11 protein-coding genes and 2 pseudogenes are annotated in these 14,395 nt (G+C 68.9%); 4 read left to right on the top strand and 9 right to left on the bottom strand.

Annotated features, from left to right (window positions below):
• From GX015_RS09445 to GX015_RS09415, 7 genes and pseudogenes are all read right to left on the bottom strand, one after another.
• Positions 1-561: hypothetical protein (locus tag GX015_RS09445; RefSeq protein ID WP_291344645.1), on the bottom strand; the 561-nt coding region annotated here is incomplete at its 3' end.
• A 30-nt stretch (positions 562-591) separates the two neighbouring features.
• Positions 592-724: pseudogene (locus GX015_RS09440) on the bottom strand (leucine zipper domain-containing protein); the annotation flags it as partial.
• A 145-nt stretch (positions 725-869) separates the two neighbouring features.
• Positions 870-1,800: pseudogene (locus tag GX015_RS09435) on the bottom strand (IS5 family transposase).
• Between the two features lie 170 nt (positions 1,801-1,970).
• Positions 1,971-2,756 carry a hypothetical protein gene (locus GX015_RS09430; protein ID WP_291344643.1) on the bottom strand — a complete coding sequence of 262 codons (786 nt, stop codon included), beginning with the start codon at positions 2,754-2,756 and terminating at the stop codon, positions 1,971-1,973.
• Entirely contained in the window at positions 2,756-3,679 is a 924-nt protein-coding gene (locus tag GX015_RS09425; RefSeq protein ID WP_291344641.1) for a DNA-processing protein DprA, read from the bottom strand. Before GX015_RS09425 ends, GX015_RS09430 begins: the two co-directional genes overlap by 1 nt.
• Positions 3,680-4,153: 474 nt before the next feature.
• Positions 4,154-4,900, bottom strand: coding sequence for an FCD domain-containing protein (locus GX015_RS09420; RefSeq protein WP_291344639.1), 747 nt, complete (start codon positions 4,898-4,900; stop codon positions 4,154-4,156).
• Positions 4,901-4,997: 97 nt separating this feature from the next.
• Entirely contained in the window at positions 4,998-6,785 is a 1,788-nt protein-coding gene (locus tag GX015_RS09415) for an L-lactate permease (RefSeq protein ID WP_291344637.1), read from the bottom strand.
• A gap of 341 nt (positions 6,786-7,126) precedes the next feature.
• Here GX015_RS09415 and GX015_RS09410 point away from each other — a divergent pair, with 341 nt between their 5' ends.
• The 4 genes from GX015_RS09410 (at position 7,127) to GX015_RS09395 (ending at position 13,757) form a co-directional block, all read left to right on the top strand.
• Positions 7,127-8,026 carry a (Fe-S)-binding protein gene (locus tag GX015_RS09410; RefSeq protein WP_291344636.1) on the top strand — a complete coding sequence of 300 codons (900 nt, stop codon included), beginning with the start codon at positions 7,127-7,129 and terminating at the stop codon, positions 8,024-8,026.
• Positions 8,027-8,145: 119 nt separating this feature from the next.
• Complete coding sequence (locus GX015_RS09405; RefSeq protein ID WP_291344647.1) at positions 8,146-9,561, top strand: lactate utilization protein B; 1,416 nt, start codon at positions 8,146-8,148, stop codon at positions 9,559-9,561.
• Positions 9,558-10,232, top strand: a complete 675-nt coding sequence (locus tag GX015_RS09400) for an LUD domain-containing protein (RefSeq protein ID WP_291344634.1) — start codon at positions 9,558-9,560, stop codon at positions 10,230-10,232. The genes GX015_RS09405 and GX015_RS09400 overlap by 4 nt, the downstream gene beginning before the upstream one ends.
• A gap of 75 nt (positions 10,233-10,307) precedes the next feature.
• Positions 10,308-13,757 carry a pyruvate carboxylase gene (locus GX015_RS09395; protein WP_291344632.1) on the top strand — a complete coding sequence of 1,150 codons (3,450 nt, stop codon included), beginning with the start codon at positions 10,308-10,310 and terminating at the stop codon, positions 13,755-13,757.
• A 42-nt stretch (positions 13,758-13,799) separates the two neighbouring features.
• Here the strand turns inward: GX015_RS09395 and GX015_RS09390 are convergent, their stop codons facing one another.
• Together GX015_RS09390 and GX015_RS09385 are read right to left on the bottom strand one after the other, a co-directional pair.
• Positions 13,800-14,066, bottom strand: a complete 267-nt coding sequence (locus GX015_RS09390) for a CDGSH iron-sulfur domain-containing protein (protein ID WP_291344630.1) — start codon at positions 14,064-14,066, stop codon at positions 13,800-13,802.
• On the bottom strand, positions 14,063-14,395 hold a 333-nt coding region (locus GX015_RS09385), incomplete at its 5' end, for an iron-containing redox enzyme family protein (RefSeq protein ID WP_291344628.1). The genes GX015_RS09390 and GX015_RS09385, both read right to left, overlap by 4 nt.

Raw genomic sequence — 14,395 nt, 5'->3', positions numbered from 1 at the left:
TCCCCAGCGGAAGATCATGTAGCCGACGGTGAAGCCGAGCGCCAGCAGCGCCATCCGCCAGATGGGCGAGCGGCCCTGGAACTCCTGGAACTCGCGCCAGGCGGTCTTGAGCAGGCCGGAGGTCTGCTGAAAGTCCGTACTCTTCCGCTCCGGCAGCGTGATGAGGCCGACTTTCATCATCACCTGCACGAGCTGGAAGAAGAAGACCGTCAGCCCGGTGGCCGCGAGGTCGAGCATCCCGGCGTTGCTGATAGCCCACGCGGCCATGCCGACCGCGCCGCAGGCCAGCAGCGTGCCGATGATCGTGTACACGTGGTTGTCCGGTCCACGGTCGAGCTTGATGTTGATGTCCTGGCTCATGGTGCGCTTCTCCTTCGTGGACGCGGCCGCGCCACCGCCACTGATGATCTTGACTCCCGGGTCGGTCTCGCGGACGTAGGTCTGGCCCTTGGCGGGAGTCCTCTGCACACGGCGGGCCTCGACGCGCACCGCCGGTGCGGCCCATCCCCACGCGTACGCCTGCCAGCAGGCCATGAGCAGACCAATCACGGTCCTGGTCACCGAGTTACACCACTCTATGGGGCACTACTACCATTTGTGGGCCGTGGAGGGCGAGACCTGGAATCGTTCGGCGGCTCGGGCGCAGCTCCATCCGTCGTTGACGATGAGTTAGGCCAGGCGCTCCTCGCCCGGTGGGGGTCAGTGGTGCGTTAGCGTGGGTCATGGAAGGTCGTTTCTGGAGTCTTTGAGTGTGGTAACCCAAGACAATCACAGGGACGGCCTTCCCCTTTTTTTTGCCTGACCGTGGTTATCGCCGGATGTGGTGATGGCCCGGTAGGCAGCGTTCGCAACCTACCGGGACATAACATCTAGGGCGTGTCTCCCAATAGGCGTACCCAGGACAGGATCGAACAGAGTGTGACGGCGGCGCGGTAGGTGATCGCGAGTTTGTCGTAACGGGTGGCCAGGGCTCGCCATTGCTTGGCCAGGGCGAAGGATCGTTCGACGACGTTTCGCCCTTTGTAGAGGTCAACGTCGAGTTTGGGCGGTCTGCCGCCGCGGCCGCCTCGGCGTGCTCGTGCGGCGATCGTGTCGCTTTTCTCCGGGATCACGGCGGCGATGCCCCGGTTGCGGAGCTGGCGGCGGATGGTTCCGGACGAGTACGCCTTGTCGGCGATCACCGCGTCTGGGCGGGTGCGGGGCCGGCCCCGCCCGTGGCGGGGAACGTGGATGTCGGCGAGCACCTGTTCGAGCATCGCACCGTCGTTGCGTTGGCCGCCGGTGACCACGTTCGCCAGCGGTCGCCCGCGGCCGTCGACGGCGCTGTGGATTTTGGTCGTCAGTCCGCCACGCGACCTGCCGATGCCGTGACCTGCAGGTTCACACTCGGCTGCGGGGCGATTCTTGTGATTCGATCGAGCCCCCTGTGTCCTGCTCAGGGCGGGTCGTATTTGTGCCGTGCTGGTGGGCGCGGCAGATGGTGGCGTCGACCGAGACGTTCCAGTCGATCATCCCGTCGGCGTCGGCGTCAGCCAGGATTGCCTGCAGGACCCGGTCCCAGGTGCCGTCCTCGGCGTATCGAGCGTGGCGTTTCCACACCGTCTGCCACGGGCCGTACTCATCTCGCGGCAGGTCACGCCACGGAATCCCTGTCCGGTAGCGGTAGATGATGCCCTCGACCACCTTGCGGTTGTCGCGAAACGGATGCCCCTGCCGCCCCTGGTTGGAGGGCAGCAGGGGCTCGATCCGCTCCCACTGCTCATCGGTGAACTGGCGAAACCTTGACTTCGTCTGTGCCATACGGACACCGTCTCGCGGGTCACCGCTCAGCTATGGGAGACACGCCCTAGAGCATCTACGGGGCACCGCCCTGGGGTTCCGCAACCTCGACCACTACATCTTGCGGTGTCTGATTCACTCCGGGCAGCTGCACGCCCGGATCAACGCACTCTAAATCGTGAAGAGCCGAATTACGGCGCCATCGTGGGGGAAGGCAGCTCCCGGTAGCGGCTGCGCAAGTATGCGCCCCGCTCGTCGCGCTCGTTGAGCATCCGTGCCACCGTCAGGACTGTCACCCACGACGATCCCGCTGCATGTAGTGCGGCGGCGGCGGACTGGGCATTGGCGCCCGACACCCACGTGTCCTCGACCAACAGCACCCGCGCCCCGCGAAGCCGGGCAGGCTCGGCAACGGTGAACCTGTCGACGTCGAACCGATGCTTGACCCGCTCTTTCCCCGCCGTCAAGTCCAGGGTGCTGTCGACCGTTGGTGCCCTGTCGATCTTCGCCAGTGCCCTTGCGATGACCTCCGACAGCGCAGATGATCCCGCGCCCGCACTCGACGGGACGAAGGTCACGACCGTGAACGGGCCCCCGATACGACGGCGAGACTCCAGCGTATGCAGTGTCGAGTACAACAACGCAGCAATGCGGGCACCAGCCTCGTGGCGGCGGGCCGGCGTCCTTCCGGGATTCTTGTACGAGTACATGTCATCCAGCGCCATATCGGACGACTTGTCCCTGTACTGCAAGGCGTAGGTCACGAAGGCGGTGGTATCCGCAAGTGCCGCATCCGCTGCCTGCGCCTGCCTGTGCATTGATCGGCATTTGCGGCAGGTCGGGTAGTGGGCAGCGTCCCAGTCGACGCCGGTGGGACCACAGCACACCCGGCACACGTCGCTACGATCTGCCGGCACCGCATGAAAGTGCGTCAACGATCCCAAGTAGGTCCTCACCTTCGCGTTGAAGTCGTCCATTAGGTGAACAACTCATGTCCCAACTCGGCGACGGCGATGATGCCCTGGGCCAGTTTCACTGCTTCGGCAGGGTTGTGGGCAACACGGGCGCGGCCCTCGTCGACGAGTTTCCGGCCCCAGGTGGTGCGCTCGGCAACCGCTGGGGTGAGGATCAGCCCCCGCGAGTGGCTGATCGCCGCCCGGGCCTGGTGTCGGGTTCCCGAGTGCTCCCCGGCGGCGATGACGATGGTGGCCCGCCCGTAGCCACTCATGGTGACGTTGCGCATGGGAAACGTCTTCTGCGATCCGGGCATGTCGGCGAAGAACTGAGATGCCACCAGGCCCGTCGCCTCGATTCGCCGACGCAGGCCCCGGTTCTCCGCCGGGTAGGTGTGGTCCAAGCCGGTGCCCATGATGGCGACGGTGCGCCCGCCGGCGGCCAGCGCGGCCTCATGGGCTGTGGTGTCGATGCCCGATGCCATCCCGGAGACCACGGTCAGCCCGGCCTCGACCAGGCCGGTGGCGACGTCGGCGGCTGCCTGACGCTCAGGTTCGGTGGGGGTGCGGGTGCCGACGATGCTGACGCCGTTGTCGTCCGGCATCAGCTGGCCCTGGCTGAACAGCAGCGCCGGGGCCTGGTGAACGCCCGCCAGGTACTTCGGATACGTGTCATCGAGCAGGGAGGTCACCGCGTACCCGGCGGCAATCCAGCTTTCGAGGTCCTTTTTCGCCTCGGCACGAGCCTGTTCCAGGTGCGGATCAAACAGGGTGTCCTCGAAGATCGCAGCCGTCAGTGCCGCTACGCCCTCGGTTCGCAGAATTTCGGCGCGGGCGGGCTGGGTCAGTGGCGCGGTAGCTCGAATGTTGGCGATGATGTCGACGACCGCCGCACGATCCGCCGAGCGGATGACTGCTTGGCTGTTCGACGTGTTCATGTCGCTCATGGTACGGCCTGCTGAATCTAAACTGGCCGATTGTTTTCGAGTTCTGACCTGCACTTTAGTCAAGAAGCCCGATGACCTGCGGATACGATATTCGCAGATGACCGGAGGCCGGACAGTAGCCATCCCCGTGAGTCAGGATGACTGTTCCCCGAGAGGGGGACATCATCACGGTAGCGGGCGTCATCACGCATGAAGCACGGTATTGAGAAAGTCGCGGGATTTTCGGAACTGACCCGCGGGAGCCGTGCTCTCTGGACCGTGCCTGACCTGCATTCGTAAACCCCTCACCACGGGAAAACCCCGGATTCGAAAGAATCCGGGGTTTTCCGCTGTTTCGGGGTCGGTGCGTCGGGGCCGCCGGCGACCGTCCCCCGGCCCTTGTCCGGCTAACCCACCCCGAATCGCGAAAAGAGCCTGTTCTAACGGGTGGGTTAGGACATTCGAGGTGGGTTAGCGTGCGGGCGCGGCTGCTGGCTAGCTCTCGCCGGTCTTCTCGGCCTTCTCGTTCTTCCTCTCGCTGAAGCCGTAGAACCAGGTGATGTGATGGCGGAGGAGTTCCGCGGCCTCCTCGCCGCGGCGCTCGCGCACGGCGGCGACGATTTCCCGATGCTGTTCCTGCAGGGTGCGGCTGATCTCCGGCCAATTGCCCAGCCCCGAGACGGTTTCCTGGACGTAGCCGATGGTCGCTTGGCGCAGCGAGGCCATGATCGTCTCCACCACCACGTTGCCCGCCAGGGAGGCGAGGAGGACGTGGAACTCGGCGTCGTGCGCGTGAAAGTCGCGAGCCGGGAGCTCGGGGTCGTCCATGACGTCGAGCAGCTCTTCGGCCCGCTCCAGAATCCGGGTGCGTTCCGGGCCGTCCGGTGCCGAGGCGGCCCCGATGGCGGACTGGGTCTCCAGGAGGAGACGGGTCTGCACCAGATCGCCGACCGGCAGCGACCGTGTGGCCACGTGCATCCGCAGGGCCCAGGCCAGGGCGGCGGACGGTTCCGAAATGACGACGGCCCCGGCCTTCGGGCCGGAACCGGTGGCGGAACGGACCAGGCCCATGGCGTCGAGGACGCGGATGGCCTCGCGGACCGATGCCCGGGAAATGCCGAAGTCCTCGGCGAACTGCCTTTCGCCGGGCAGTTTGTCGCCCACGGAGATCTTCCCGCTCCGGAGACGCTCCTCCAGCCAATCGAGGACGACGGTGTAGGCGCGGGCGGTGGTGGCGGGCATGGGCGGGCCTCCTGGCAGAAACGACTTTCGTCGATTCTAGGCCCGCCCGGGCGGGCCGGGCGCGTTCACCCGTTCCGCCGGCGGATCCGCCGCCGCATCAGACTCCCGCGCCGACCTTCGCCGGGGCATCCTTTTTCCACAGCTTGGCGGCGATGAAGCCCAGCGCCGCGATGAGTGCGGCGAGCATGATCGTGCCCAGGTTGAGCCCGAACCCGTAGATGAAGAGGTAGGCCACCGCACCGCCGGCGAGGCAGTAGTACGTGGTCACCAGAATCGTCTGGCGCAGCAGGTCGCCCTCGCGGCCGAGGAGGCCGACGGTGGCCGACGCCGCGACGATGTTGTGGATGGCGATGGGGTTGCCGCCGGCGCCGCCGATGGCCTGGGTGGCCACGATCAGCTCCGGGCGCTCCAACCCGATGGCGACGCCCGTGGAGTACTGGAACTGCGAGAACGTCAGGTTGGACACCGTGTTGGATCCCGCGATGAAGGCGCCGAGGGCGCCGATCCACGGGGCGATGACGGGCCAGGCGGAGCCGGAGACCAGTGCCGCGCCCTCGGCCAGCGTCACCGGCATGCTGGACAGGCCGGACTCGTTGAGCGCCGGGCCGGATTGGATGAGCACGCGCACCAGCGGCACGGCGAACACCAGGGCCGCGGCGGTGCCGGCGAGCTGGCCGGCCGAGATGTTGATCGTCTGCTTGATCTGGGCGCCGTTCATCCGGTGCAGGCCGTAGGCGAAGACGGAGGTGAGGATCAGCACGAAGCCGGGCAGGTAGAACGGCTGGACGGTGGTGGTCACCTCGGTGCCCAGGATGTTCTCGAAGGGGATGGCCAGGCCGGTCAGCCACTCCTTCAGCGGGGCGATGACGCGGGTGGCCACGAGCAGCACCGCCATGAGCACGTACGGCGCCCATGCGCGGGTCAGGCTCATCCGCGAGGAGACGTCGGTGGCCTCGGCCGGTTCGATGGTGCCCATCCACCGGGCGGGCCAGCTGGCGCGGGGACCGAAGTCGAAGGTGTCCTTGGGCATGAGGAAGCCCTTGCCCGAGGTGAACATGACCAGCGCCAGACCGATGATGCCGCCGAACATGGACGGGAACTCGGGGCCGAGGAACTTGGCCACCAGCAGGTAGGGGACGGTCATGGCCAGCGATGCGTAGATGGCGAAGGGCCAGATGGCCAGCCCGTCGCGGAAGCGCCGGTCCGGGCCGAAGAAGCCGGTGAGCAGGGTGACGATGATCAGCGGGATGAGCACGCCGACGATCGCGTGGATTGCCGCGGTGTAGAAGCCGATGGAGTTGACGAACTCCGGCATGGTGACGCCGAGGATTTCGACGCGTTCGGCCACGGCCGGGTCTCCGCCGAGGCCGCCGGCGACGCCGACGAGGATCGGGGTGCCCACGGCGCCGAAGCTGACGGGCGTGGACTGGACGATGAGGCCCACCATGACGGCGGACATCGCGGGGAAGCCCATGGCCAGCAGCAGTGGCGCGACGACGGCGGCGGTGGTGCCGAAGCCGGACACGCCTTCGATGAACGATCCGAACAGCCAGCCGATGATGATGGCCTGGATGCGGCGGTCGGCGGAGATGTTGTTGAACCCGGCGCGGATGGTGGCCATGGCCCCGCCGACGGTGAGCGTCGACAGCAGCAGGAGTGCGCCGAAGACGATGTAGAGCATCGTTCCGGCGACGACGAGCCCTTCGATGGTCGCGGCGGCGACGCCGGTGAGGCTCATTTTCCACACGGTCACGGCGATGATCACGGCGGCGAGGTAGCCGACGGGCATCGCGCGTTTCGCGGGCCAGCGGAAGCCGGCCAACAGGACGCCCACGAGGAGCAGCGGCAGCAGAGCGAGGAAGCTCAGCACGGCGAGATTGTCCATCAAACGGTCCTTTCTGCGGCCGTCCGCGCTGCTCTGGGTGGGGAGGCGGGGGCCTGGTGCATCTGTCGGGGAGGGGCGCCGTCCCCGATCGGGGAGGGGCCGGTTGGCTGACGCCGGGTGGAGGGTCGGGGGCGGCGTCGGGCTCGCTTGGCGACGGGCCGATGCGGTTCTCCAAGTGGTCAGTCCACAGGAGGTTATGTGACTGCGGTCACGCAAATCAAGCACCAAAACAAAATTCCCCGGAATTTTGCGTGACGTGGCTCACTGGTTTAGTGTGGTCGGACCACAGCGGCCCGAGGGGTTCGCCGCGGTGCCGAAATCACCCGAAAACTGGAGGTCCGATGAGAATCGCGCTCTTCTCGACGTGCATCGTCGACGCGATGTACCCGAGGGTCGCCCTGGCCACCGTCCGCATCCTGGAACGGCTGGGCCACGAGGTCGTTTTCCCGCCCGGCCAGGGCTGTTGTTCGCAGATGCACGTCAACAGCGGCTATTTGCCCGAGGCCCTGCCCGTCGTCCGCAACCATGTTGGGGCGTTCTCCGCCGCCGACTACGACGTCGCCGTCGCCCCTTCGGGGTCCTGCGTCGCATCGCTCGGCCACCAGCAGCCCATGGTGGCCCGCGCCGGCGGGGACGAGCGCCTGGCCGAACGCGCGGCCGAGATCGCCGCGAACACCTACGAGCTGTCCCAACTGCTCGTCGACGTCCTGGGCGTCACCGACGCCGCCGCGCAGCTCGGCTCCCACTTTCCCCACCCCGTCACGTATCACCCCTCGTGCCACGGGATGCGCCTGCTGCGGCTGGGTGACCGGCAGGCCGGCTTGCTGCGCACGGTGGGCGGGATCGACTTCCGCGAGCTCGCCGACGCCGACGAGTGCTGCGGTTTCGGCGGCACCTTCGCCATGAAGAACCCGGACGTCTCCGGGGGCATGGTCGAGGAGAAGATCGGCAACATCGTCGACACCGGCGCGTCCGTGTGCGCCGGCGGCGACGCGTCCTGCCTTCTGCACATGGGCGGGGCGATGGCGCGGCGCGAGGTTCCCGTCCGCGCCGTCCACCTCGCCGAGATCCTCGCCTCCACCAGGGAGGAGCCGCTCGACGTCACCGGCCCCGTCGAGCTGTCCATCCCGCGGCCGTCGCACCGGGGACGCCCGGGCGGTGCGGGCAGTGCGGGCGGTGCGGGCCGATTCTCCGCCGCCCGCCTACTCGGCTTCGCCGCCATTGCGGGAGGCAAGCGATGACCGCGCACGAACCGGCGACGGCGCCGGCCATCAATTTGGGCATTCCCGTGGTCCGGCCGGCCCACGGCCACGGCAATCTCCACGCCACCACCGCGTTCCCGGCGGCGGCGAAGGAGCAGATGCGCAACTCGCAGATGCGCGCCAACATCCGGCATGCCACGCACACGATCAGGGGCAAGCGCGCGGCGGTCGCCGCCGAACTCCCCGACTGGGAACTGCTCCGCGACGCCGGGTCCGCGCTGAAGCAGAACGTCGCCGCCCGCCTCCCGGAGCTCCTCGAGGAATTCGAGCGGAATTTCACGGCCCGAGGTGGCACGGTGCACTGGGCCCGCGACGCCGACGAGGCCAACGCCATCGTCGCAAAGCTGATCCGGGCCACGGGATCCACCGAGGTCATCAAGGTGAAATCCATGGCCACCCAGGAAATCGGGCTGGAGGACCACCTGGCGTCGCAGGGGATCACCGCAACCGAAACCGACCTGGCCGAGCTGATCGTGCAGCTGGGCGACGACAAGCCGTCGCACATCCTCGTGCCCGCGATCCACCGCAACCGCCACGAAATCCGGGACATCTTCCTGGAGGGAATGCCCGAGACCGATGACACGCTGACTTCCGAGCCCCGCGACCTCGCGGAAGCGGCTCGCCTGCACCTCCGGGAGAAGTTCCTGGGGACCTCCGTCGCGGTGTCCGGCGCGAACTTCGGCGTCGCCGAAACAGGGACGCTCGCCGTCGTCGAATCCGAGGGCAACGGCCGGATGTGCCTGACGCTGCCGGACACCCTGATCACGGTGATGGGCATCGAGAAGATCGTGCCCTCCTTCGCCGACCTGGAGGTGTTCCTGCAGCTGCTGCCGCGGTCGTCGACCGGCGAGCGGATGAACCCGTACACGTCGATGTGGACGGGCGCGACCCCCGGCGATGGGCCGCGGGACGTGCACGTGGTGCTGCTGGACAACGGCCGCACCGCCGTCCTTGAGGACGAGGTCGGCCGGGCCGCGCTGCACTGCATCCGCTGCTCCGCCTGCCTCAACGTCTGCCCGGTCTACGAGCACGCCGGCGGGCATTCCTACGGCTCGACGTATCCGGGGCCGATCGGCGCGATCCTGTCGCCGCAGCTCACGGGCATCGAATCGGAGGAGAACGCGTCGCTGCCGTTCGCGTCGTCGCTGTGCGGCGCCTGCTACGACGTGTGCCCGGTGAAGATCAACATCCCCGAAATCCTCGTGCACCTCCGCGCGAAGGCCGTCGAGGCGGAGCGCGGGGCCGTGCCGTCGCAGATGGATCTGCTGATGAAGGCGGCGTCTGCGGCGATGTCCTCCGGCCCGCGGATGGCGCTGCTGGAACGCGGTCTGCGGCTCGGGCGGATCATCGCCGGGCGCGACCGCCGGATCGGCCGGCTGCCGGGCATCGCCGGCGGCTGGACCGACCAGCGCGACATCCCCGCCCCGCCGAAGGCGTCCTTCCGCAACTGGTGGCGCAAGCACGGCGCGACCCCCGTCGGAATTGGTGTTTCGACAGATCAGGAGCAGAAATGAGCGACGCGAAGAACGAGATCCTCGGCCGCATCCGCGCGGCCCTCGACGATGCCCCGGTGGCCCCCGAAGTCCCGCGCGGCTACCGGCGGACATCGGCGCTCGGCGAAAACGCGATCCTGGACATGCTCGAGGACCGGCTCGTCGACTACCGGGCGACCGTGTTCCGCGAGACCGCGGAGTCGCTGCCCGGGCGGGTGCGCGACTTGCTTGCCGACGCCGACCGCGTCGTCGTGCCCCCGGGATTGGACCCCGCGTGGTTGCCGGACGAGACCGGTGCGACCGGTGCCGACGCCGATCCCGGTGCGGGAACCGGAAGCGGAGGCCGATTCCGAATCGACGCCGCCGATGCCCCGCTGGGCGTCCGCGAACTCAACGACGCGATCGACGCGGTGGTCACGTCGTCGACGGTGTCCTGCGCCGAGACCGGGACCATCTTCCTCTCCGGCCGGGACGACGAGGGACGCAGGGCGATCAGCCTCGTTCCCGACCACCACATCTGCGTCATCCCCGTGGAGTCCGTGGTCGAGCTCTTCCCCGAGGCGCTGGCCCGCGTCGAACCGACCGCGCCGATCACCATGATCTCCGGCCCCTCCGCGACGTCGGACATCGAGCTCGAACGCGTCGAGGGAGTTCACGGCCCCCGCCGCCTCGACGTCGTCCTGCTCGGCTGACCTCCGCCCACCCCACCCGCAAAACAGCCCCCGCCCGGCGAAACCCGCCGACCGGGGCGGAATGGAACCAACCTGATGTTCTCCAAGATCCTCGTGGCCAATCGCGGCGAAATCGCGATCCGCGCCTTCCGCTCGGCCTACGAGCTCGGAATCAAGACCGTGGCGGTGTACCCGCACGAAGACCGCTACTCCATCCACCGGCAAAAGGCCGATGAGGCGTATCAGATCGGGGTGGAGGGCCACCCCGTGCGTGCGTACCTCGACGTCGACGAGATCATCCGCGTCGCCGTGGAATCCGGCTGCGATGCCATCTACCCGGGCTACGGCTTCCTGTCGGAGAACCCGGATCTGGCCACGGCGGCGGAGGCCGCGGGCATCACGTTCATCGGCCCCCGCGCCGAGGTCCTGGAGCTGGCCGGCAACAAGGTCGAGGCTCTGCGCGCCGCCGAACGGGCGGGCATTCCGACGCTGCGGTCGACCGAGCCGTCCGACGACGTCGAGTCGCTGCTGGAGCAGGCGGAGGACATCGGTTTTCCCATCTTCGTCAAGGCCGTCGCGGGCGGCGGCGGCCGCGGCATGCGGCGCGTGGAGACGCGCGAGGCCCTGCCCGACGCTCTGGGCGCGGCGATGCGGGAGGCCGCCACCGCGTTCGGCGACGCCACGGTCTTCCTCGAGCAGGCGGTGCTGCGGCCCCGCCACATCGAGGTCCAGATCCTCGCCGACGCCACCGGCGAGACGGTGCATCTCTTCGAGCGCGATTGCTCGCTGCAGCGCCGGCACCAGAAGGTCGTGGAGATCGCGCCCGCCCCCAACCTCGACGAGGGCATCCGCGAGGCCCTCCACCGCGACGCGGTGAAGCTGGCGAAGGAGCTCGGCTACGTCAACGCCGGCACCGTGGAGTTCCTGGTCGACACCGTCGGCGAACGCGCCGGGCAGCACGTGTTCATCGAGATGAACCCGCGCATTCAGGTGGAGCACACCGTCACCGAGGAGATCACCGACGTCGACATCGTGCAGGCGCAGCTGTGCATCGCCGCCGGTCAGACGTTGGCCGACCTGGACATCTCGCAGGATCGACTGCGCATCCGGGGCGCGGCCATGCAGTGCCGCATCACCACCGAGGATCCCGCCAACGACTTCCGGCCCGACGTGGGCCGCATCTCCGCGTACCGGTCCGTCGGGGGCGCCGGAGTCCGGCTGGACGGCGGCACGATCTACGCCGGCGCGGAAATCTCCCCGCACTTCGACTCGATGCTGGTCAAGCTCATCTGCCGTGGCCGCGACCATCAGGCGGCCGTCCGCCGCGCCCGTCGCGCCCTGGCCGAGTTCCGCGTCCGCGGCGTGGCCACGAACATCGGCTTCCTGCGCGCCGTCGTCGCCGACGAGGAGTTCCTGGCCGGCAACGTGACCACCGACTTCATCGAAAAGCGCCCCGAATTGCTCCAGGGCCAGGCGTCCGCCGATCGCGGCACGAAGGCGCTGACGTGGCTGGCGGAAGTCACCGTCAACAAGCCCCACGGGAACCCCGTGGCGGGCCCGGACCCGCGCGCCAAGCTGCCCCGGCATCCGGGCGACAAGCTGGACGAACCGCTGCGCTCGCCTTTCGACGGCCCGTCGCGGCACGTTCCCCCGGCGGGATGGCGGCAGGTGCTGCTCGACGAGGGCCCGGAGGGATTCGCCGCCAAGCTGCGCGAGCAGCGGGCCGTCGCAGTGACGTCGACGACGTTCCGCGATGCCCACCAGTCGCTGCTGGCCACCCGCGTGCGCACCCGCGACCTGCTCGCCGCCGCGCCCGCCTACGCGCACACGCTGCCGCAATTGCTGTCCGTCGAGGCCTGGGGCGGGGCGACCTACGACGTCGCCCTGCGCTTCCTCGGCGAGGACCCGTGGGAGCGGCTGCGACTGCTGCGCGAGGCGATGCCGAACATCCCGATCCAGATGCTTCTTCGAGGGCGCAACACCGTCGGCTACACGCCGTACCCGGTGGAGGTCACCGAGGCGTTCGTGCAGGAGGCCGCCGACACCGGCGTCGACATCTTCCGCATCTTCGACGCGCTCAACGACGTCGAGCAGATGCGCCCGGCCATCGAGGCCGTGCGGCGCACCGGCACGGCCGTCGCCGAAGTCGCGCTGTGCTACACCGGCAACCTCGCCGATCCGGACGAGGACCTGTACACGCTCGACTACTACCTGGAGCTGGCGCAGCGGTGCGTCGACGCCGGCGCGCACATTCTGGCGATCAAGGACATGGCGGGACTGCTGCGCCCGGCCGCGGCGGCGCAGCTGGTCGGCGCGCTGCGCGAGCGCTTCGACCTCCCGGTGCACCTGCACACCCACGACACCGCCGGCGGGCAGCTGGCGACGATCATGGCTGCGGTGGCGGCCGGGGTGGACGCCGTCGACGTCGCCGATGCATCGATGGCGGGGACGACGTCGCAGGTCTCGGCCTCGGCGCTGGTCGCCGCGCTGGAGCACACGGAGCGCGACACCGGCATCCCGCTGGAGGCGATCTCCGCGATGGAGCCGTACTGGGAGGTCATCCGCCGGATCTACCGGCCCTTCGAATCGGGGCTGAGCGCCCCGACGGGCCGGGTGTACCGCCACGAAATCCCCGGCGGGCAGCTGTCCAACCTGCGCCAACAGGCCATCGCGCTGGGCCTGGGCGACCGGTTCGAGGCCATCGAGGACACGTACACCGCGGCCGACGAGATCCTCGGGCGGCTGATCAAGGTGACGCCGTCGTCCAAGGTCGTCGGCGATCTCGCACTGGCGATGGTCGGCATGGGCGTCGACCCCGACGAGCTGGCCGCCGACCCGGCGAACTTCGACGTCCCGGACTCGGTGGTCAACTTCCTGGCCGGCGAGTTGGGCACCCCGCCCGGCGGGTGGCCGGAGCCGTTCCGCACCCGCGCGCTCCAGGGCCGCACCGTCACGGCCGGCATCGCGGACCTGTCCGACGAAGACGCCGCCGCGTTGGCGTCGGATTCCGCGACCCGCCGCGCGACGCTGAATCGGCTGCTGTTCCCCGGCCCGACCCGCGACTTCCTCGCGCACCGGGCCAAGTACGGTGACCTGTCCTCGCTGCACACCCGCGACTTCCTCTACGGCCTGACGCCCGACCGCGAGCACGTCATTTCGCTGGGCAAGGGCGTCCGGCTGCTGGTCACCCTCGAGGCGATCTCGGAGCCGGACGAGAAGGGCATGCGCACGGTGATGGTCGCGCTCAACGGGCAATTGCGCCTGCTCGACGTCCGCGACAAATCCGTCGTCTCCGAGATCCCGGAGGTGCGCAAGGCCGACCCGTCGGACCCGGGGCACGTTGCCGCGCCCTTCGCCGGCGCGGTGAGCGTCACGGTGTCCGAAGGCGACGTCGTCGAGGCCGGTGCCCAGGTGGCGACGATCGAGGCGATGAAGATGGAGGCGTCGATCACCGCGCCCGTGGGCGGAACGGTGGCGGAGGTGCCGCTCGCAGGCGTCACACAGGTCACCGGCGGGGATCTGCTGCTGGTCCTCGACCCGAGTTAGGGGCCCGGCCGTCGGCCTCGGGTCGCGCGACCCCGGGGCGGGTCAACCGCGGTCGCGGCCGGTGGGTTCCGAGCGCCCGCCGGACACGTCGCCCGACTTCTCCGTGGTGAAGCCGATGAGCTTGTGCGTTCCGTCGCACAGCGGCTTGATGCTCGACGCCCCGCAGCGGCACAGCGCGACGACCGCGCGCTCCGGGCGTTCCGGATTCGCGCCGGGCTGCGCGGCGATGGCGAAATCGCCCCGGACCAGCAGCGGGCCGTTCGGGCAGGCGGTGATCACTGCGCGGGCATCTCCGGTGGGCTCGCTCATCGGTCTTCCCCCGCATCCCGCAGCGCGGACCGCCCCTCCGACCACGCGGCGTCCATGTGCCCGCCGACGAGGTCGTCCATGTGCAGGCTGGCGGCGGCGCCGAAGAGGATGTCGGCGGCGAGCTCCGGCTCGTCGTCGGCCAGGCCGCCCGCCAGGTCCCGCCCGGCGATTTGCTCGTGGACGGCGTCGGCTTCGACGTGTTCGTCGAAATACCAGGTCACGTCGTCTCCGTGCCCGTGGCGTCGGAAAGCCCGCGCGTAGTGCTTGTTGGGGATCGACGACGTCATCTCGAACGCCGCGAGATGCCCGACGATCGCGCCGCGCAGCCT

The sequence above is a fragment of the Corynebacterium sp. genome (assembly GCF_012837295.1).
Taxonomy (GTDB): domain Bacteria; phylum Actinomycetota; class Actinomycetes; order Mycobacteriales; family Mycobacteriaceae; genus Corynebacterium.
The sequence above is the reverse complement of the archived record's forward strand: the minus strand, read 5'-3'. Positions and strand labels throughout refer to the sequence as shown.